Here is an 18,810-nt window from a genome sequence, read left to right on the forward strand (position 1 = left end):
ATGCGATCCTTTGCACACACCGCCAGCTTCACCGCGGCCATCATGATCGCATGGTCCGCCTTTTCCGTGACAGATGCCAAGGCCGATGATGCCAAACCCGATGCGATGCCAACCGCGGCTTCGCAATGCCTTTCGTGTCACGGCACCAACGGCAACCCGGCCCTTAAGGATGTTCCGATCTTGTTGGGTCAACAGCCGCTTTATCTTGAAAACGCCATTCGCGCCTATCAGGAAGGTCGCCGCACCGGCGGTCAGGCGCTTGTCATGCATGAAATCGTCAAAGACCTGAGCGATGCGGACATCAAAGCCATCGCCACCTGGTTCGGAGGAACACAATAATGAAACGTCTTATGCTTCCTGCACTTGCCGGTCTGATGATGGCCGCCCCGATGATGCACGCATCGGCAGATGAGTTGATTTATCTGACCGATGACAAGGGCACCGAGATTTTCATGGATGCCGAATTTACCGGCCCCTATTTCGAACTGGCGAGCTACCTTGAAAGCGAACACATCCTGACGTTCTGTGGCCCGGCCAGTATTGCCGCGACCATGAACAGTCTGGGTGTCGAACGCCCACAGCCCTATCGCCTGTATCCGTGGGGCCTGTTTACCCAGGAAACGGTGTTCACCCCGGAAAACCAGAAGGTCAAATCCTATGCCATGGTGGAGCATGATGGCCTGATCCTGAGCCAGATTGCCACCTTCTTTGAAAATCTGGGTGTGAAGGCAAAATACCATCACGCCAACAACTTTGATGAAGCTTGGCTGCGCGACACCATCAAGGCCGCACTTGCCGACCCGGACAAGCGACTGGTGGCAAACTATTCACGCAAACCGATCGGTCAGGTCGGTGACGGGCATGTTTCGCCGATCGCCGCCTATGACGAGGATACCGACCGCGTACTCGTTCTTGATGTTGCCAAATACAAATACCCGCCGGTCTGGATGACCATCGAAGACCTGCGCACCGCGATGGCAACGATTGATAGCGGATCGAACAAGGCACGCGGCCTTGTCGTGGTAAGCAAATGAAGATTTCACGACGCGCCCTTTTAGGGTCAATCTCGTTATTGCCACTGGCCCCCGCTGCCACCCGTGCACAGGCACTGGGCAGCAATGCGGTGTTCTATGACATTGTGCGTCAGATTGGCGGCATTCCCGATATTTCGGATCATCTTCTGGATGCCGCCAATGACGAGTTCCTTACGACTTACGGTGCGGCGGCCCAGCGTGAATTCGTTTATGCGCTGCGTACCGGTGCGATTGCCGAACGCATCAAACAAGCCAGCCCGGAAATTCAGGAACAGGCCGCCTTCGTTGCCCGTCTGCTTTATACCGGCGAAGTGATGCGTGATGGCGCCTATAAGGCGATCTATTATCCCTGGTGCCTTGGTTGGAAATCCCTGACATTTGCCACCGCACCCGGCACCTGTGGCGGCCCGGCCTTTGGTCATTGGGCCCACCATCCGGTCACGGGGGATATGTGATGGAAGCAACCGTTGTCATCATCGGATCGGGCATGGCCGGGTCGCATCTGGCCTATAGCCTTGTGCAAAAGGGCATCGATGTCATCATGCTCGAAGCAGGGCCGAAACGCACGCGCGCCGAGAACCTGAAAACCTTCTATGAAAACCCGGTCAAGGGACCACAGTCGCCTTATCCGTCAGAGCCCTATGCGCCGCACCCCGAAGACGGGAAGTATAACGACTTCTATGTTCAGGGCGGCCCCGATCAATTTATCGGTGCGTATCTGCGTTTGTTTGGCGGCACGACCTGGCACTGGACCGGCTTTGCCGACCGGTTGCGCCCACATGACTTCACCATGAAGTCGACCTATGGCGTTTCACGCGATTGGCCGATCAATTATGACCTTCTGGTGCCCTATTACATCGAAGCTGAAAAACGCTGGGGTGTTGCGGGTGATCCGAATTATCCGTGGGGCGCGCCGCGCGATGGCGCCCCTTATCAGATGCCACCGATCCCGATGAGCTATATGGATCAGAAGGTCACCGAGGCACTGGATAAACTGGGTCTGCATTCAGCCCCGTTTTCCCATGCCCGCAATTCCGAGATTTACGACAAGCGCCCGGTTTGTTGCGGCAACAATACCTGTGTGCCGATCTGCCCGATTGGCGCGAAATATGACGCATCGGTTCACGCCCAAAAGGCCGAAGACCTTGGCGTCCGGGTTGAGACCGAAGCACTGGTCACCTTTGTCGAGGTCGGTGATGATCAAAAGATCAGCCGTGTGAAGGTCCGCAAACCTGACGGGTCGGAATTCTGGGTAACGGGGAAATACTTTGCCGTTTGTTGCCATGCAATTGAAAACCCGCGCCTTCTTTTGAACTCGGCACAGGACAATGCCCCCAAGGGTGTCGCCAACAGTTCCGATGCAGTCGGACGTAATCTTTTGACGCAAGCCAACCAGGACAGCTGGGGCATGCTTGATGAGCAAATATTCCCCTATCGCGGTCCACAGCAGACCGGTGGTCTGGTAGAATTGCGTGATGGTGACTTCCGATCCGATTATGCCGCGGTTGGCACCAGCTTCATGAATGATGGCTGGTCGGGCAATTCCGATGCCACCAATCTGGCGAAGGATCTGATTAAAAAGGGCATGGTTGGTCAGGAACTGGCCAATGCCATCAATGATCAGATTTCCCGACATCTGCGGTTAAACAGCTCGGCCGAGGTTTTGGCGAACTGGAACAACCGGGTCGAGCTTGCCGATGAAAAGGACAGTTCGGGCATTCCGCGTCCGAAAGTGACTTTTACCCTTGATGACTACACCAAAAAGGGCTTGGCAAATGCGCTTGAGGTCAACCGCAAGATCTTTGCCACCCTTGGTGTGGCCGATATGCAGACCGATAAACCGTATCTGTCGAATGCGATTATTGGTGGAACCACGATCATGGGCTCGGACCCGAAAACATCGGTCGTGAACGCGGATCTTGTCGCGCATGATCACAGCAATCTTTATATTCTGGGATCAAGTTCGCATGTAACAACACCGGTCAATGCCCCGTCCTTGACCATTGCCGCACTGGCGATCCGTGCGGCTGATCATATGGCCGATGCATTGACCAAATGAATACACCACTCAAACAACTGATCCTAATCGAAACAGGGCTTCTTGCCCTGTTCGTTCTTCTGGGCAACGGAATGCGATCTGTCGCAACCATGACCGTTTCCGTCTCCCAGGGTGAGTTTGCAAGCTTCCTGAATATCTCGGTCGAACGCACCGATATCCTGATTGAAGTCCTGATTGGCGGTGCTGTTATGGCACTCGCCATCGCGCCCTTTGTGATAAACAGTCACACGGCGCGCAAGGTCTGCCTTGCCACCGCTGTCCTTGCCAGTGCCAGCTATGCCGCTGTCGGGCTGACCATGCACTGGGACCCGGCCCTTTCCGTACGTGAAATCATTGTTCTGGCCAGTTTCTGCATGGGTGGCTTTGCGATTTCGTTCTTTGCCCCGCTGGCACAGCTTGCGATCAGCCAGGCCAAGACGGATCGCGAAAAATCGATGCTGACAACGGTGTGGACCGCCGCCCAGCCGATGGCGTTTCTGATTGCGCCACAGCTGGTTAAATATGTCGCCTTTGATGTCGGCACCGGGAATTACTTCCTGATTCTGGCCGTGATGCCGATCCTGTTCTTGTTGATCATGCCGATGGTGATGGGCACCGCCGATGGGGCTGCCATGCCAACAAACACCGGCAATACCGGCGCAAAACAGGCGCCCAACTGGAAACTGATCGGTCTGTTTCTTTCGGTCGTTATCATTTTCGAAGCATGGACAACCGCCAACAGCTTCCTTGGTGTTGAAAGCCTGACAGGGCTTGGCCTGATGTCGGCTTTCCTTGTTCTGTCGGCTATTTTGTATTTCAGTGTGAAATCGGCAATGCCGCACGACACCAAATTGCCGTCTGATGCGATTTTCCTGTTGGTGGTGTTATTCATCCTCGAAATTCCGACCACCGGTGTTTACGACACCGCATATCTTGTGCGGCATTTGTGCTCGTCAGAATTGATTGATGATCGCGCGACCCTTGGTGCGGCCAGTCAGGTGATCATGGTGTTTGCCGCCGGGGCCCTGATTGCACGTAACCCGGTCTGGCGCGAACGTCTTTGGCTGCTTGCCATTCCATGTCTGATCGTTTCATCGGTTGCGACGATCTTCTACCCCTACCCCGCAACGGATGCGGCCCTGTTCTATTGGACCAAGATGCTTTCAAGCATCGGGATCGGGATTGCCACGACAATTGTGGTCAGTGCTGTGATCGCGTCGGCCAATGGTAACAAGCTGATCACGCTGGCCCCGGCCTTCGTCATCATGTTTGGTACAGAAGTCGGGATCGAGATCCTTGAAATCACGTTCCAGATTTCAAAACTGGCGGGGCTTGGCGTCACAGCCGCCTATCAGATGGTTTTTGTCGTACAGGTAAGTGCTGTGTTGCTGGCCACCACACTTATGGCGTGGCGATGGCTTGCACCGAAAACACAAAAAACTTCTGCCGCCTGACTCAGGAGGACAACAGTCATCGTAATTGGCGCGCGCCTTTGGCGTGCCTGCGGGGAACTAAGCCATTACAAGACTTCCTAATTGAAACCAAACCTAGCTTTGTTCGCGATCTGGCGACCATGACCCTTTCAAAGGCATCGGCAAGACACAATATCAATTGATGGTTGCCATGCTTATTTCTTCGCGGGCTCTAGGAGCAACAGATTGCAAAACCGCTTTTGGGTATTGCTGATATCTGCCGTCATGTTTTCATTTACCGCCCCGCCCGCACGGGGCGAAGAAATCGTGCGCATGGCCTTCCCGATCGGTGCGGTTGAGTTTTTCAAGTACGAGTTCGGCGTTATCGAGCTTGCCCTTGACCACGCCGACGGCGACTTTCGGCTTGTGATCGAAGAATTCGAGGGCATGACGCAGGCGCGCATCAGCTCAATGATGCAAGAGGAAAAGGTGGATGTGATGTTCACCGGTTACAGCCTCGAGCGAGAAACAATGTTCTTGCAAGTTGACGTTCCGATGACACGAGGCTTGCTGGGATATCGGGCTTTCATCACGCATAAGGAAAACATCCCGGCTCTTAGTCAGGCAGCTTCTCTGGAAGAATTGAAAAAATTCTGCATTGGCACCGGGTCAGATTGGCCGGATGCCAGCATCATGGAAAAAAGCGGCTTTTGCGTTGATCGCGCACCGCGTGATCAGCTTTGGCCGATGGTCGCCAATAAAAGATTTGATCTTCTCAGCCGTGCGGTGCACGAGGGCTATCGCGAAATTGATGTTATCAGCCGGGAATATCCCAATGTCGTTCTCAGCCCGTCACCGGTTCTGGCGTATCCGTTTGATCTGTTCATTTACGTGAACCGCAATAATGAACGACTGCATGCGATTTTGACGCAGGGACTTTCGCGGGCCTATAGCACCGGCGACTTCATGCGACACTTCTTGTCGAACCCGCATATTCGCCAGGCGCTCGAAACACTGAAGGATCCTGACACCCAGATTATCCAGATTGAAAATCCGGATATGAGCCAAAAGTCACGCGACATCGACCCCGCACTTTGGGAAAATATCGTGCGCCGCAAATATGATGATGACTTTGGCTATGACCCCCGGGATCAGATGTAAATCCGATATTTATCAACACGATATCGGATTTACTGCATATGCAGATTTTTCGTTCTCAAAGCGGAATAATCTTATTTGGATCAGGCAATGATCCTTAATTGGTTTAATTTTCCAGCCAGTATCGGTGAATGTCGGCGCTGTTATGCTCTGTCATTTCCGGGTTACTAAGATCAATTATCCGCAAATCTGGATGGTCTTGCAGGAACCGGGTTGCATAGGCAATTCCGGGATGTGCCTGAAAATATTTGTCGATCGCGCCGTTTTTTGTCGCCGCCTGAAACCCTTGTTCGATCAGGTCATGAAGGGGCTTGCTGTCGCGGCGAACATAAAAATAGAAATCATACGGATAGCGCACCAACAGGTTCTGATAGACCATCAGGCCATGCTGACTGAGCAAGTTCATGACGCTCTGTGTTCTGAGCTCATGAAGTGCCAGGTGCATGACATCGAACCGCCCGTTTTCAAGCATAGTATAAAGATTGTGCCCCGGCCCACCAACCACACACAGACCAGCATGTTCGAGAATGAGCGTATCAATCCAGGAGTTCCCGGACCCGATGCAAACACTTTTCAAATCATCCTGGTTTGCCACATCATCAAGTGCTTCAAATGTGTCCTCACGGGTGATGAATAGCCGATAACCCTGCAACCCTTTGGTCAGGGGATAATCGATTTGCAGCAAATCAGCCTCAGCTTCACGGCTATAACCGGCAAGGAGAACATTGACCTGACCATCATCAAGCATGTTGAACATCCGCTTTTGCGACAGACCTTCCAGGGAAATAACTTCAAGGCTGTGATCACCGGGCGCGTATTGCAGTGCCAGTTCAAGCAAACCGGTCTCAAAGGCAAAATGTGTTTCGCGACCAGCCGGCAAGGGCAGTGTAAGTGTTTCGGCAGCAACGGGCCGAACCAGCATCAGGGGAAGGACAACCAACCCGCACAAACACCTGAAAAATGAAACCATTCCGCCTGCAACTATTCCCCGAAGTATCAGAAGCTTACCTTTGTTGTTTCAGGTGGGGATTGTTGCGTCTGGAAACACCCCTTCTGGTATGAAAACAGCTGAATCAGAATTGAGTTTCATAGAAACCACTGATCAGCAGCGTTCATTTTTTCGGCCCCGGTCGTTTCCGCTTGACGATTTGTTATGTTATATCATAACAACACATATTGAATATCAAACCCACTGCAAACCGGATCAACCACATGCCTTCCTTGCGCCGAGCCCTCCGTCATGTTCTTTTTGCCGCCCCGATCGTTGTTGCCGCCCCGCTGACCGCGGCCGCCCATGGCGACGATGCCCCAAAAGTCGTGACCTCCATCAAGCCGATCCACGGCATCACCAGTGCTATCATGAAAGATATCGGGGAGCCGGTTTTGCTGATCGATGGCGCGTCTTCACCGCATACCTATTCTTTGCGGCCGAGTGAGGCGCGTGCGCTAAACGATGCCGATCTGGTGATCTATGTTTCGCATGCGCTGGAAGGCTTCCTTGAAAAGCCGCTTGAAAGCCTGTCTGGCCATAGCCATCAGCTTGAACTGGTTTCCCTGTCGCAACTGTCACTGCGCAACATGCGCGAAGGCGGCACGTGGGAAGGTCACATGCACGCGCATGAGGGCGACGCGCATGATGATCATGAGGAGCATGACGATCACACCGACCATGCCCACGATGATGACCATGATCACGACCACGAAGCCGAACATGATCAGGCGGCCCATGATGATCATGATCACGACCATGTGGCCGAACATGAAAAACATGATGATGACGACCATCATGACGTCACCGAACACCACGAACATGACGGTATCGACACGCATATCTGGATGGATCCGGCCAATGGCGCGACCATCGCGATTGCCATCGCCGATGAACTGGCCGAAATCGACCCCGAACATGCCGACGACTATCGCGCAAACCTGCAGACACTACTTGCAAGCCTGACCAACCTTGGTAATGATCTTCGGGCAAAAGTTGCACCGGTCCAGGACAAGCCCTATGTGGTATTCCATGATGCCTATCAGTATCTCGAAGCCGGCCTTGGCCTGAACGCGGTCGGATCGATTACAGTTTCGCCAGATCAAAAGCCCGGAGCCAAACGCCTTCATGAAATCGAAGACAAAATCCATGATACCGGCGCTGTCTGCATATTTGCCGAACCGCAATTCCGCCCGGCAATCGTTCAGGCCGTCGTGTCTGACACTGGCATCCGGACCGGCACGCTTGACCCGCTTGGCTTTGACATTGCTGCGGGACCGACTGCCTATCAGGAAATTCTCGCACAAAATGTCGACGCACTTGTCGATTGCCTTGGCGACGCTTCGTAAGCGCACCGCAATGATTTTGGTTGCCGGCATGACGATGCTGGCAACCGCCCCTTCGGCATTTGCGCATCCACATGTCTGGATCGACGCGAATGCCGAATTCGTTTTTGAGAACGACAAGATTACCGCCATTCGCGTGCGCTGGCTGTTTGACGATCTGTTTAGCATGACCATGATCGACGAGTTCGACAAAAACCACGACACCCGGTTCTTTGACGAAGAAAACACCGCTGTGCATGACAATGCCTTTGCAGCCCTTTCCGAGTTTTCCTGGCTGACCCATCTGCGCAAGGACGAAGAACTGGTATCCTTTGCCGGTGCGACTGATTTTGTTGCCGATATCACCGATGACCGCCGGGTCAGCTATGACTTCAAGCTGATGCTCGAAACACCACTTGATCCGATCAAGGATGCCATCAGCCTGTCGGTCTATGATGCCGAATACTATATCGATGTCGCCTACACACAGGTCGATCCCGTCCTGTTTGCAGGGGCCAAAAACCTGTCCTGCCATTTCGAGATGAGCGAAGATGAAAAGAACCGCATCTATTTTGACCTGGTCGCGCCAATCCGTGCCGATGTTGTTTGCGCGGCCAAGGTGGCAGATGGCAGCAGTTCTGGCGGCCTTGCTCCTGGCGATTTCGTTCTCGTCGAATAATCCGGCAGCCGCACAATCATCAAACCTTCTGGGTCGCGGGGCAGCTGATAACCCCCAAAGCAGTCCTGCTCCCAATCCCGATGCCGACAACGTCGAAGACAGCCTGATTGCCCTGCCCGACTGGCTTTCAGACCTTATTGGCCAAACGGTGATCATTCAGACCAAACTCAATCGTGAAATCACCGCGACGCTGCGCGAAGCCAAGGACGGTGACAGCTTCTGGCCGGGCCTTGTCATTATTGCCCTGTCGTTTGGCTATGGCGTCTTTCACGCGGCGGGCCCCGGTCATGGCAAGATGATCACCACCACCTATTTCCTGTCGCGCGATGCGGGATGGAAACAGGGTGTGGCGATGGGTAGCCTGATTGCCGCCGTTCAGGCAGTTTCGGCCATCGTCATGGTCGGGGGACTGACCCTGATCCTTAACCTCGGCCCGGCAGCGGTCACCAAGAACGGCCTGATCATGGAGGCAGTTTCATACGCCCTGATTGCCGCGTTGGGCGCAGTGATGGCGCTTCGTATCCTGCAAGGCCGTGATGATTGTTGCGATCACCACGGACCGGGCGAGCATCATCACCATCATGTACATTATCATAGTCACGACCATGACCACAGCCACCACCTCACCCATCACGATGCCCCGGCTGTTCAATCCAACTGGCAGATGATCTCAACCGGTGTTGTCGCAGGATTGCGCCCCTGTACCGGATCGATCCTTGTTCTGCTGTTTACCTTGGCCAATGGCATGTTTCTGATTGGTATCGGGGCTGCCTTTGCCATGGCGCTTGGGGTTGCGATTACCATCAGCCTGATCGGACTGGCCGCCATCGGCATTCGCACAGGCACTCAGTATCTGTTCAGCGTTTCGGAAACATCGTCGGGTATCATTCGCCGCACGGTCGGCTTTACCGGGGCTGCAATCATTACCCTGTTTGGTGTGATGCTGTTGCTGGCGTCGGCCCGCCAACTGGGCTGGTTGTAATCAGGATTTATAGGCCGCCGGGATGCTGTCTGACGCCTTGATCAGGGCATCCATCACCATGCGGACACCGGGCGAACGCCGCATATCAGGATGCACCACCAACCAGACCGGCTTGCTGAGTTCGGCCAGGCTGTCATCCGCCACCACTTCCAGTCGGTCATCTTCATCTGCCATATATCTCGGCAACAAACCCAGTCCGTGACCGGCGGCAACAAAGGCCTGCACCGTTGCGGTATCATCGGCCTTTATGCGTACTGGCAATTCTTTATCCAGCGTATCCCAAACCCAGCCTTGCTGATAATCACCGAATGTGTTGCGACCATCAGCACAAAATTCCCATTTTTCCTTGGGGACACGCTCTGTATAGCCCTTTGCCGCGTAAACCGCATAACGTAACTCGACCAGCTTTCTGACAATCAGGCCACTTTGATCAGGACGTACCATGCGCACAGCAACGTCCGCTTCACGCCGGGCCAGATTGGCAACGACGCTTGATCCCAGGATTTCATATTCAAGATTTTTCTGATCGCGCAGCAGTTCTGCCAAGCGCGGGGCAAACAGCAATCGTCCGGCACTTGGCGGGACCGCGATCTTGACAACACCATGAGCGGTTTCATCGCCGTGCGCCTGACGTTCGAACACCAAAACATCGTCTTCGATCCGCAACGCGGCAGGCATAAGATTTTCGCCAGCCTCGGTCAGTTTCCAGCCTGTTGCCAGCCGATCAAAAAGATGTGCACCAAGATCTGCTTCAAGGGCCTCGATCCTTCGCGAAACCGTTGTGTGGTCCTTGCCAAGACACCTTGCCGCACCGGACAAGGTTCCTTCCTTTGCCACCGCAACAAAGAAACGCAAATCATTCCAGTTCATTGGCTCCATCCCGGCACGGCTTTTAGAAATAGATAGCCTGCGTAACGCCGAAAACGATGCTTCGCCATTGCGCAAATCTGCACAACTGTAGCGCATTTTATCGGAATTCATTTGTGTTTTTGCGCATGGCAACCTTGTCGACATCACAAAGCCCACACGATCAAGGAGCATCAAAATGGCTGTCTTAAACCATATCAAATGTCATCCCGTCGTTGGTCCCCTGTCGAACACGTCATCGTCGGAGATACGCGCTCAAAACCCCAGTTTCCCTGCCTCGCGCCGCCACACCACAGAGGGTTTGCATGCGATCATCCCGACGATCCTCGATACACTGATTACCGCATACAAGCACTATCAGGGTCGGAATGCGCTAAATAAGCTCAGCGATGATCAACTGCGTGACATCGGTCTTGAACGCACACGTGACGGATACGCAACACGCGACTGGTATTGATTTTCTTCAATACCGCCCCCCGAACATCAAAGCGGCCCCGGCTCCAAACAGAACCGTTGGCAATCGACACGCTTTGATGCTGCTAACTTGGGAATACGACTATTGCCAAGTTGGTCAATGCCTCCCTCAAGGCAGACAAAGGCCCCTGCAATGCGGGGGCCTTTTGTTCATAGTTCGAAATTGCTCGGACTTGAGTTTGTCGATAACGGTATTAGCTGTTTCTGCCAATAGGACGCCGGACATGAAAACAGCCCGCAAGGGGACACTTGCGGGCTGAAAACGATCTCGTCTATTTGGGCAAGATGGTCGTCTCTGCCCTACTGAGCAGATACAACTTTCATCACCAGTTTTCCGTCCGGCTTGATCGGGCCGTCTTCCTTGGCGCCCAGGGTGTATTCGAAGACGCCCGTTTTCATGCCACCGGCTTCGGAATGCACCATCAGCATCAACATTTCGCCGGACTTTACCGGTTCCTGCAGGATGGCGGATACATCCGTGTTTTCACCCTTTTTAAGCGGTGCATAGCCAACGACCGGTCCCGGCTTCATATCGCTGTTGGTGCGATGGACAACCAGCCAGCCGTTTTCGCCAGCCATGATTTTCGATGCGGTTACCACACCAGCCGAAACATCCTGATCCATGGCTTCGACCATCGGACCCATTGCGTTTGCCGCACCCGCACCACCGAATACAAAGCCGGCACTCAGCATCATTGCCGTGATTACGCCGGTTGCTTTTGCGGTTGCTTTGGCTTTGAAGGTCATGTGAAGTCTCCTTTGCTTTTGATCTGGAACGCGCTGTTTTCTGCGCTCGCTCATGTCGTGCGTTTCATCGCACACACAGAAGCTACGCAGCCAAATCAATCGGGTTTCAGCAAAGGTGATTTTTTTTACTGAGCAACGGAAATAAGGCGCCCATGGATCGCAGGACCGGTTGGCTGACCAGTTGGTGAACCGCCTTCGGGCTCAAGGCTGATGCCAAACGTTGCATTGCGCAACATGGCCGGATCAAACCCGCCAAGCTGCTTGGTTGTCGGATTGGCGATGTTTTCAAGCAGGCCAAGCGATTTCGGTTTCGGCCCGGTTTCCTCGGTCACAATCCAGAGCTGATAGGTCTTGCCTTCGGGTACGGTCGCCTCGACCGGTCGAATGGTGACTTCGCGGGTTTCAAGATCAACACTCATGACAAAGGCCGGTTGGGTGTCATCCCGGTGGAAGACGGCAACAAACTGCCCGTTCTGGACCGGGGAATTCAGATCACTTGAAAGCACAACCACAATCAGACTGGCCGCAATCGCCGCCGCCCCCAGCGCACCGGCACGCCAAACGGCCAGTCGACGTTTGAGTTTGGCGAATTCCACCACACCCGGCACGTGTTGGCTGGTGGCTTGGCGCGTGGCCTGTGCGGCACCTTCGATCCGGGCACGAATACCGGCAAACAGATCGCTCGACGGGGCAACCGCATCATAATGGGCATTTAGCGGCGACAGGCGCGCTTCCCAGTCGGAAATCGCGCGATCAAGTTCGGGTTCCTGGCTGCGACGTGTCTCAATGGATTGGCGTTGCGCGGGCTCAAGAGTCCCCAACACATATTCCGCCGCCAACATGTCAATATCATCCCGGTCCGTCATGTTCCCAGGCATTCCTTTAATTGTCTCAGACTGCGATGCAGCCATGTCTTGATCGTTCCGACCGGTTGGGCAAAGCGTTCTGCCAGTTCGGCACGTGACCAGCCTTCGAGATAGGCCAGCTTTACAATCTGCTGGCGGTCGTCTTCGAGATCGTTCAGGCAACGGTCAAGTTGCCGCATCTCGTCTGCAACCGCCATCTGGTCAAATGCAGAGTCCGACGATATCAGCGTTTCAATATCTGCATCCTCGACATCGGCTTCCGGGCGTTGCCGCCGGACGATATCAATCGCCCGGTTGCGGGCAATGGTTGCCATCCATGTGATGATCGAGGCACGACCGGGCTCGAAATCACTCGCCTTTTGCCAGATACGCACATAAATGTCCTGAAGGGCGTCCTCGCTCTCGGCGCGATTTCTCAAGATACGCAGGACGATGCCGAAAAGTTTCGCTGATGTTGCATTATAAAGCTGTTCGAAGGCATCCGTATTGCCTTCGATCGACTGCCTCAGCAGGTTTTCCAAATCCCGGGTCGATGTCATACCCACCGCCACATGCATACACCCCGCCACAAGTGCGGCTGTATGAAAGAAACAAATACGGGATCGCGCATGATCCCGAGCCATAAGTCATTACGCAGCCAGACAGCAACCTGATCAATTTTATTTCAAAGAAAACAACGCGTAGGGCTGCCTGCCGGCATGTCAGGTTTGCCGCTCAGACCTGATATTCCTCGGCGATGTTGTTGGCCGCCTTGATCAGGGCATCCATCACAAGACGCACGCCTGGCGATCGACGCATATCCGGGTGCACCACCATCCACACACTTTCACGGCTGCGGCCTTCGACATCTGCGTGGATCAGTTCGAGTTCGTCATCCCGATCACCAAAATAGCGCGGCAAAACGCCGACACCATGCCCGGCGGCAATGAACTGACGGACGGTTTCGGTGTCATCAGCACGGAACCGACAGGGCAATTCACGATCAAGCACCGTGCGCACCCATTCCCGTTTGGATGCGCCATATGTGGTGTCCTCATAACCGCAGAATTCCCAATCCATTTCCGGCACGCGGTCCTTATAGCCAACCCCGCCATAGAGCCCCACGCCCAGTTCAACCAGTTTGCGGGTAATCAGGCCGGGTTCACGCGGCGTGATCATGCGTACGGCGACATCGGCTTCACGCCGCGCCAGATTGACGATGTTCGCCGCGCCAATGATTTCGAATTCGAGTCCCTTATGCGCCTTGAGCAATCGGGCAAGGCGCGGCGCGAACAAAACGCGCCCTGCAACCGGGGGCACGGAAATGCGCACAACCCCGTGGGCGGCTTCATCGCCCTTTGCCTGTCGCTCGAATGTCAGGGCTTCTTCTTCGACTCGTTCGGCCACAGGAACAAGGTTTCGACCCGCTGATGTCAGCTGCCAGCCACGTGGTAACCGGTCAAAAAGTTTTGTGCCAAGATCACTTTCGAGCGCCTCGATCCGTCTCGCAACGGTGGTATGTTCTTTGCGCAAACGTCGCGCTGCACCGGACAAGCTATTTTCTTCCGCAAGAACAAGGAAGTAGCGTAAATCATTCCAATTCATAGGCGTTATTTGGTCCCTTGGAATCTGTCAAAATCGTCGTGCATTTTTGCACAGTAGCTATGCAAAACAAAGTAGTTCCCGTTTTATTTCGCATATGACATTTTCCGCCCATCGAAACGCAAATCAACCGTAGATCATAGGAGGCCATCATGGCACACACGGTTTCCGCTGCACCGCAATTCAATGCTGCTACCGACCCGTTCGCGAAACGCATGCCGTTCGGATCGCTTCTGAGCAAGATCGCCAACAAGATCGGTAAGGCACGTGCACCCAAAGCCGCGAGCTACGGTTGGGATTCACTGAGCCATGCTGAACTTGCCGACCTTGGTCTGCAGCGCAAATTCAACGGTTCGACCTGGTATGTTGACCGCATTTCGCGCTAAGGCGTGATCGGGCGCGGCACCGATATCGTCGCATGGACGACCCTGATAGAAAAAGGGACCCAACCGGGTCCCTTTTTCGCATTTCGGCTTTGGCTACTGAGCCCAAAAATCTCAGCCGCGCAGCGCCTTGACCTTATCGGTGGCTTCCTGCGCAAGTTTGGTGATCTTGCCCCAGTCGCCTGCCTTGACCGCATCCTTGGGCGCAATCCACGAACCACCGACGGTGATGATGTTTGGCAGGGCCAGATAATCAGCAAGGTTGGACAGCGATACGCCACCAGTCGGGCAGAATGATACCTGCGGGATCGGGCCGGAAATGGCTTTGAGCATCGAAACACCGCCCTGCTGTTCTGCCGGGAAGAATTTCAGCGTGTCATAGCCATGATCAATCAGGTTCATGATTTCCGACGGCGTCCCGGCACCCGGAAGCAACGGACACCCGGTATCTTTGGCCGCTTTCAGCAAACCTTCGGTATGGCCGGGTGACACGGCAAAGGCACAACCGATTTCGGCCATGCGTTCCATCTGTTTGGCATTGATCACAGTACCGGCACCGGTAATCGCATCGGGCACCTCGGCGATGATGCGCTTGATGCTTTCTTCGGCCGCGGACGAGCGCAGGGTGATTTCAAGTACCGGCAGACCACCGGCGACAAGCGCCTTGGCCAGCGGCACGGCATCGTTAGCGTCTTCGATCACCAGAACCGGAACGACCGGTGCCATGGACAGAATTTCACGCGATGAAAGGCTCATTAACTTTCCTCCAGGTTTCGATTACGCCGTTAAAATCTTGGCGCAACCGATCAGGGCCGGGTATTTCGCCGTCATCAGGCGCACCGGCACATCATTCATCAAATCACGGAACCGCCCCTTGGCGATCATGCGCTCCTTGAGCGCGCTTTTCTTCATGTAATCGGTAATGCGCGGGCCAATGCCGCCACCGATAAACACCCCGTCAAAGGCGCCAAGGGTCAAAACAAGATCCCCGGCGACACCGCCAAGGAACATGCAAAACCGGTCCAGCACCTTGAGGCACAGGGCATCCCCGTCCTTAAGGGCACCATCGACAATCTCGGCTGCCGTTTTGGGTTCGACATCAAGCCCATCAATCGCGGCAAGCGCCCGATAAAGGTTTTCAAGCCCCATGCCCGACAACACGCGTTCGGCAGATACACGATCAAGTTCGCGGCCCAGGAATTTGACAATCTCGTAATCAAGATCGTCAATCGCGGGCAGCGAAACATGCCCGCCTTCACCTTGTATGGGCAACCATTTGCCTTCGTGTGGCAGCAGCCCCGATACGCCAAGACCGGTCCCTGCCCCTACCACCGCAAGCGGAAGCCCCGGACGGCCCGGACCATCAAACAGCGTGATCAGGTCTTCGTCGCCCAGATAGGGCACAGACATGGCAAGACCGGTAAAGTCATTGACCACCACAAGCCGATCGAGATTGAATTCGGCCTTGAGTGCTTCTTTCGAGAACACCCACGGATTGTTGGTAAATTTGACCGTATCGGCCATGGCGGGGCATGCCACCGCCACAGCAAATTCACGCAAATCCGTGCAATCGGTTTTCGCCATGAAGTCCCGCATGGCATCGCCGATGGTGGCATAGTCACGCACCGGCAATGTCATGGGTGTGTGGGGATCGCCGGCCTCGTCCAGCCAGGCAAAGCGGGCATTGGTCCCGCCAATATCACCAACCAGCTGCATTATGCGACTTCAGCCTCCCCCGGGAAGGCCGCAGAGGCACCAAGTTCAGCCAGACCAACATGTTCGCGGAAGACACCAAACATCTCGCGGCCAAAGCCATCCTGATGTTCGGCCTTATGATCAAAGGTCGCAAAGTCACGCTTGGCCAGTTCGGCATCGGTGACATTGAGCAACAATTCGCCGGTTTCGGCATCAAGACGGATGATATCGCCATCCTGAACCTTGGCGATCGGGCCGTTCATCATGCCTTCCGGCGTGACGTGAATGGCGGCCGGGACCTTGCCCGATGCACCCGACATACGACCATCGGTGACAAGGGCAACCTTGTACCCAAGGTCTTGCAGCACACCTAGTGGCGGGGTCAGTTTGTGCAGTTCCGGCATGCCGTTGGCTTTTGGGCCCTGGAAGCGGACAACACAGACGACGTCGCGATGCAGTTTGCCTTCCTTGAAGGCATCCATCATTTCTTCCTGCGACGTAAACACCGCCGCCGGCGCTTCGATCACACGGTTTTCCGGCTTAACGGCCGAAACCTTGATCACGGAACGGCCAAGGTTGCCCGAAAGCATACGAAGGCCGCCATCGGCACTGAATGCCTTTTCGGTCGGACGCAGGATTTCTTCGTCATGGCTGGTTTCCGGCGCATCACGCCATGAAAGCTTGCCATTATCCAGATACGGCTCGGTGCCATAGGCCGCCATGCCACCGGTGTGAATCGTTTCAAGATCCGGGTGCAAAATACCGTTCTTAAGCAGATCAGAAATCACAAAGCCCATGCCACCTGCCGCATGGAAGTGGTTCACATCGGCCTGCCCGTTCGGATAAACGCGGCAAAGCAACGGCACAATGCGCGACAGTTCATCAAAATCATCCCAGCGAAGCTCGATCCCCGCCGCACGCGCCATGGCTGGCAGATGCAGGGTATGGTTGGTCGACCCACCGGTTGCGAGCAAGCCAACAATCCCGTTCACAAACGCCTTTTCATCAAGGATTTTGCCAATCGGGCGATAGTCATTGCCAAGCTTGGTGATGGCAAGCGCACGACGTGCGGCTTCCTCGGTCAGTGCATCGCGCAGATCGGTGTTCGGATTAACGAACGCCGCCCCCGGCAGATGCAGGCCCATGACTTCCATCAGCATCTGGTTGGAGTTCGCCGTCCCATAGAACGTGCAGGTGCCCGGGCTGTGATAGGACGCGGTTTCTGCCTCAAGCAGTTCCTTGCGGCCGACTTTGCCTTGGGCATAAAGCTGACGGATGCGGGCCTTTTCATTATTCGGAAGACCTGATGGCATCGGCCCGGCCGGGACAAACACCGCCGGGATATGGCCATAGGAAAGCGCGCCCATAACAAGACCCGGAACGATTTTATCGCAAACACCAAGGTAAAGGGCCGCATCAAACACATCATGCGACAGTGACACAGCCGTCGACATGGCAATAACATCGCGTGAGAAAAGCGACAGCTCCATACCCGGACGGCCCTGCGTCACGCCATCGCACATCGCCGGAACACCACCGGCAACCTGTGCGGTGCCACCGGCCTCAAACACGGCCTTTTTGATACGGTCCGGGTAAACACCCAATGGCTGATGGGCCGACAGCATATCGTTATAGGACGTAACGATGCCAAGGTTTGCACCGTCTTCGCCGTTAATGCGCTGCTTTTCCGCAGCCCCGCAACCGGCCGAAGCATGAGCAAGGTTGCCACATGACAAGGCGGAGCGATGCGGGCGATCAGAGGCCGCTGCCTCGATCTTGGCAAGGTAGGCTTCGCGGGTTGGTTTGGAACGCTCGATAATGCGTTTTGTAATCTGTTCTATTTCACGTTTCATGGGGTTCAGCCTTTCGGGTTCTCGGCGCTCCACCACAGATCGACGGGGACATCGTTCTGTTGCAAGATTGCGCGAACCGGCATCTCTTCGATTTCCGTGCCGTTTTTCGCGGTTTCATAGGTCGACCATTTGGATTGTCCGGTAATATGGATGGCAATGTACCGGGAATTCAGGATGGCTGGCAAAGTCATGCTGATACGCGGGACCGGGGATACGGTCGGGCGGGCAGCGGCGACCAGTTCGCCATGCTTGGGATAAAGCCCATTACCCAGGGCTTCGGGGGTTGAGGACGGGAAAAGCGATGCGGTATGACCATCATCCCCCATCCCCAAAAATACGATATCAAGCGGCCAGTGCATTTCCGTTCGCAAACGCGCGCTGACGGTTTCGACCGCGTCTTCCGGACTGTTATCGGCTGTTTTCAGCGACACAAAGCGGGCGTTCTGCGCTTCGTTGATAAACAGGTTATCGCGCACCAGCTTCTCATTGGACTGATCATCATCAAGCCCGACCCAGCGATCATCGCCAAGGGTGACAATCACCTTTGACCAGTCAAGGCGCGCCTGTGAAAGGGTTTGAAACAGCGGCTTTGGAAAGCGTCCACCGGCAACAGCAATGCTGGCGTGTCCGCGGGTTGCGATGGCAAATTCCAGACGATCAACGGTTTCCTTGACCATTGCCGCAAGCATTTCATCGCCGCTTTTGAATGTGCGTTCGTTTGTCATGTC

General features: G+C 54.8%; 21 protein-coding genes. 11 read left to right on the forward strand and 10 right to left on the reverse strand.

Going from position 1 to position 18,810, the window contains the following annotated elements:
• The 6 genes from TH4_RS18240 (at nt 1) to TH4_RS18265 (ending at nt 5,645) form a co-directional block, all read left to right on the forward strand.
• Nucleotides 1-339, forward strand: coding sequence for a c-type cytochrome (locus TH4_RS18240; RefSeq protein WP_245227999.1), 339 nt, complete (start codon nt 1-3; stop codon nt 337-339).
• Nucleotides 339-1,034 carry a phytochelatin synthase family protein gene (locus tag TH4_RS18245; protein ID WP_064782259.1) on the forward strand — a complete coding sequence of 232 codons (696 nt, stop codon included), beginning with the start codon at nt 339-341 and terminating at the stop codon, nt 1,032-1,034. The genes TH4_RS18240 and TH4_RS18245 overlap by 1 nt, the downstream gene beginning before the upstream one ends.
• Nucleotides 1,031-1,489 (forward strand): hypothetical protein, encoded by a 459-nt coding sequence (locus TH4_RS18250; protein WP_157097797.1) that lies wholly within the window; start codon nt 1,031-1,033, stop codon nt 1,487-1,489. Before TH4_RS18245 ends, TH4_RS18250 begins: the two co-directional genes overlap by 4 nt.
• Entirely contained in the window at nt 1,489-3,093 is a 1,605-nt protein-coding gene (locus TH4_RS18255) for a GMC oxidoreductase (RefSeq protein ID WP_064782260.1), read from the forward strand. The genes TH4_RS18250 and TH4_RS18255 overlap by 1 nt, the downstream gene beginning before the upstream one ends.
• Nucleotides 3,090-4,526, forward strand: a complete 1,437-nt coding sequence (locus TH4_RS18260) for a hypothetical protein (protein WP_064782261.1) — start codon at nt 3,090-3,092, stop codon at nt 4,524-4,526. Before TH4_RS18255 ends, TH4_RS18260 begins: the two co-directional genes overlap by 4 nt.
• Before the next feature lie 204 nt (nt 4,527-4,730).
• On the forward strand, nt 4,731-5,645 hold the full coding sequence (locus TH4_RS18265; RefSeq protein ID WP_064782262.1) for a hypothetical protein: 915 nt from the start codon (nt 4,731-4,733) through the stop codon (nt 5,643-5,645).
• Between the two features lie 103 nt (nt 5,646-5,748).
• On the opposite strand, the gene TH4_RS18270 is transcribed toward TH4_RS18265, so the two are convergent.
• Nucleotides 5,749-6,564, reverse strand: a complete 816-nt coding sequence (locus TH4_RS18270) for a type 2 periplasmic-binding domain-containing protein (RefSeq protein ID WP_064782263.1) — start codon at nt 6,562-6,564, stop codon at nt 5,749-5,751.
• A 290-nt stretch (nt 6,565-6,854) separates the two neighbouring features.
• On the opposite strand from TH4_RS18270, the gene TH4_RS18275 reads away from it, so the two are divergent.
• The 3 genes from TH4_RS18275 to TH4_RS18285 are packed head-to-tail and all read left to right on the forward strand — an operon-like array spanning nt 6,855 to nt 9,616.
• Nucleotides 6,855-7,979, forward strand: a complete 1,125-nt coding sequence (locus TH4_RS18275) for a zinc ABC transporter substrate-binding protein (protein ID WP_064782301.1) — start codon at nt 6,855-6,857, stop codon at nt 7,977-7,979.
• Nucleotides 7,939-8,634: a DUF1007 family protein gene (locus TH4_RS18280; RefSeq protein WP_064782264.1), complete on the forward strand. Its 696-nt coding sequence runs from the start codon at nt 7,939-7,941 to the stop codon at nt 8,632-8,634. The genes TH4_RS18275 and TH4_RS18280 overlap by 41 nt, the downstream gene beginning before the upstream one ends.
• Complete coding sequence (locus TH4_RS18285) at nt 8,582-9,616, forward strand: nickel/cobalt transporter (RefSeq protein ID WP_245228000.1); 1,035 nt, start codon at nt 8,582-8,584, stop codon at nt 9,614-9,616. Before TH4_RS18280 ends, TH4_RS18285 begins: the two co-directional genes overlap by 53 nt.
• Here the strand turns inward: TH4_RS18285 and TH4_RS18290 are convergent, their stop codons facing one another.
• Nucleotides 9,617-10,486, reverse strand: a complete 870-nt coding sequence (locus TH4_RS18290) for a LysR family transcriptional regulator (protein WP_064782265.1) — start codon at nt 10,484-10,486, stop codon at nt 9,617-9,619.
• Nucleotides 10,487-10,661: 175 nt separating this feature from the next.
• On the opposite strand from TH4_RS18290, the gene TH4_RS20540 reads away from it, so the two are divergent.
• Nucleotides 10,662-10,940, forward strand: a complete 279-nt coding sequence (locus TH4_RS20540; protein WP_083997185.1) for a DUF1127 domain-containing protein — start codon at nt 10,662-10,664, stop codon at nt 10,938-10,940.
• A 317-nt stretch (nt 10,941-11,257) separates the two neighbouring features.
• Here TH4_RS20540 and TH4_RS18295 read toward each other — a convergent pair whose 3' ends face one another.
• The 4 genes from TH4_RS18295 to TH4_RS18310 all read right to left on the reverse strand — a co-directional run bounded on the left by TH4_RS18295 (nt 11,258) and on the right by TH4_RS18310 (nt 14,154).
• A complete protein-coding gene (locus TH4_RS18295; protein ID WP_157097798.1) occupies nt 11,258-11,704 on the reverse strand; it encodes a DUF7282 domain-containing protein in 447 nt (148 codons plus the stop codon).
• 125 nt (nt 11,705-11,829) lie between these two features.
• Nucleotides 11,830-12,570 (reverse strand): anti-sigma factor, encoded by a 741-nt coding sequence (locus TH4_RS18300; RefSeq protein WP_064782266.1) that lies wholly within the window; start codon nt 12,568-12,570, stop codon nt 11,830-11,832.
• Entirely contained in the window at nt 12,567-13,109 is a 543-nt protein-coding gene (locus TH4_RS18305) for a sigma-70 family RNA polymerase sigma factor (protein WP_064782304.1), read from the reverse strand. Before TH4_RS18305 ends, TH4_RS18300 begins: the two co-directional genes overlap by 4 nt.
• Nucleotides 13,110-13,284: 175 nt before the next feature.
• A complete protein-coding gene (locus tag TH4_RS18310; RefSeq protein ID WP_008892128.1) occupies nt 13,285-14,154 on the reverse strand; it encodes a LysR family transcriptional regulator in 870 nt (289 codons plus the stop codon).
• 149 nt (nt 14,155-14,303) lie between these two features.
• Between TH4_RS18310 and TH4_RS18315 the strand changes: the two genes are divergently transcribed.
• Nucleotides 14,304-14,537 (forward strand): hypothetical protein, encoded by a 234-nt coding sequence (locus TH4_RS18315; protein ID WP_063090204.1) that lies wholly within the window; start codon nt 14,304-14,306, stop codon nt 14,535-14,537.
• 111 nt (nt 14,538-14,648) lie between these two features.
• Here TH4_RS18315 and TH4_RS18320 read toward each other — a convergent pair whose 3' ends face one another.
• From TH4_RS18320 to pgl, 4 genes are read right to left on the reverse strand one after another with little or no spacing between them, the layout of a single operon-like run.
• Complete coding sequence (locus TH4_RS18320) at nt 14,649-15,290, reverse strand: bifunctional 4-hydroxy-2-oxoglutarate aldolase/2-dehydro-3-deoxy-phosphogluconate aldolase (protein WP_064782267.1); 642 nt, start codon at nt 15,288-15,290, stop codon at nt 14,649-14,651.
• Between the two features lie 21 nt (nt 15,291-15,311).
• Entirely contained in the window at nt 15,312-16,250 is a 939-nt protein-coding gene (gene glk / locus TH4_RS18325) for a glucokinase (RefSeq protein WP_064782268.1), read from the reverse strand.
• Nucleotides 16,250-18,082, reverse strand: coding sequence for a phosphogluconate dehydratase (edd, locus tag TH4_RS18330; RefSeq protein WP_008892135.1), 1,833 nt, complete (start codon nt 18,080-18,082; stop codon nt 16,250-16,252). Before edd ends, glk begins: the two co-directional genes overlap by 1 nt.
• Nucleotides 18,083-18,087: 5 nt before the next feature.
• Nucleotides 18,088-18,807 carry a 6-phosphogluconolactonase gene (pgl, locus tag TH4_RS18335; RefSeq protein ID WP_063090211.1) on the reverse strand — a complete coding sequence of 240 codons (720 nt, stop codon included), beginning with the start codon at nt 18,805-18,807 and terminating at the stop codon, nt 18,088-18,090.
• Between the last annotated feature and the right edge of the window lie 3 nt (nt 18,808-18,810).

Origin of the sequence: Thalassospira tepidiphila MCCC 1A03514 (assembly GCF_001662875.1) — a bacterium.
GTDB classification, from domain to species: domain Bacteria; phylum Pseudomonadota; class Alphaproteobacteria; order Rhodospirillales; family Thalassospiraceae; genus Thalassospira; species Thalassospira tepidiphila.

What these genes read in the sequence shown, in the direction of transcription:
- TH4_RS18240 (WP_245227999.1), top strand. Translation starts at nt 1, where the DNA reads ATGCGATCCTTTGCACACACCGCCAGCTTCACCGCGGCCATCATGATC.
- TH4_RS18245 (WP_064782259.1), top strand. Translation starts at nt 339, where the DNA reads ATGAAACGTCTTATGCTTCCTGCACTTGCCGGTCTGATGATGGCCGCC.
- TH4_RS18250 (WP_157097797.1), top strand. Translation starts at nt 1,031, where the DNA reads ATGAAGATTTCACGACGCGCCCTTTTAGGGTCAATCTCGTTATTGCCA.
- TH4_RS18255 (WP_064782260.1), top strand. Translation starts at nt 1,489, where the DNA reads ATGGAAGCAACCGTTGTCATCATCGGATCGGGCATGGCCGGGTCGCAT.
- TH4_RS18260 (WP_064782261.1), top strand. Translation starts at nt 3,090, where the DNA reads ATGAATACACCACTCAAACAACTGATCCTAATCGAAACAGGGCTTCTT.
- TH4_RS18270 (WP_064782263.1), bottom strand. Translation starts at nt 6,564, where the DNA reads ATGCTGGTTCGGCCCGTTGCTGCCGAAACACTTACACTGCCCTTGCCG.
- TH4_RS18275 (WP_064782301.1), top strand. Translation starts at nt 6,855, where the DNA reads ATGCCTTCCTTGCGCCGAGCCCTCCGTCATGTTCTTTTTGCCGCCCCG.
- TH4_RS18280 (WP_064782264.1), top strand. Translation starts at nt 7,939, where the DNA reads ATGTCGACGCACTTGTCGATTGCCTTGGCGACGCTTCGTAAGCGCACC.
- TH4_RS18285 (WP_245228000.1), top strand. Translation starts at nt 8,582, where the DNA reads ATGGCAGCAGTTCTGGCGGCCTTGCTCCTGGCGATTTCGTTCTCGTCG.
- TH4_RS18290 (WP_064782265.1), bottom strand. Translation starts at nt 10,486, where the DNA reads ATGAACTGGAATGATTTGCGTTTCTTTGTTGCGGTGGCAAAGGAAGGA.
- TH4_RS20540 (WP_083997185.1), top strand. Translation starts at nt 10,662, where the DNA reads ATGGCTGTCTTAAACCATATCAAATGTCATCCCGTCGTTGGTCCCCTG.
- TH4_RS18295 (WP_157097798.1), bottom strand. Translation starts at nt 11,704, where the DNA reads ATGACCTTCAAAGCCAAAGCAACCGCAAAAGCAACCGGCGTAATCACG.
- TH4_RS18300 (WP_064782266.1), bottom strand. Translation starts at nt 12,570, where the DNA reads ATGACGGACCGGGATGATATTGACATGTTGGCGGCGGAATATGTGTTG.
- TH4_RS18305 (WP_064782304.1), bottom strand. Translation starts at nt 13,109, where the DNA reads ATGACATCGACCCGGGATTTGGAAAACCTGCTGAGGCAGTCGATCGAA.
- TH4_RS18310 (WP_008892128.1), bottom strand. Translation starts at nt 14,154, where the DNA reads ATGAATTGGAATGATTTACGCTACTTCCTTGTTCTTGCGGAAGAAAAT.
- TH4_RS18315 (WP_063090204.1), top strand. Translation starts at nt 14,304, where the DNA reads ATGGCACACACGGTTTCCGCTGCACCGCAATTCAATGCTGCTACCGAC.
- TH4_RS18320 (WP_064782267.1), bottom strand. Translation starts at nt 15,290, where the DNA reads ATGAGCCTTTCATCGCGTGAAATTCTGTCCATGGCACCGGTCGTTCCG.
- glk (WP_064782268.1), bottom strand. Translation starts at nt 16,250, where the DNA reads ATGCAGCTGGTTGGTGATATTGGCGGGACCAATGCCCGCTTTGCCTGG.
- edd (WP_008892135.1), bottom strand. Translation starts at nt 18,082, where the DNA reads ATGAAACGTGAAATAGAACAGATTACAAAACGCATTATCGAGCGTTCC.
- pgl (WP_063090211.1), bottom strand. Translation starts at nt 18,807, where the DNA reads ATGACAAACGAACGCACATTCAAAAGCGGCGATGAAATGCTTGCGGCA.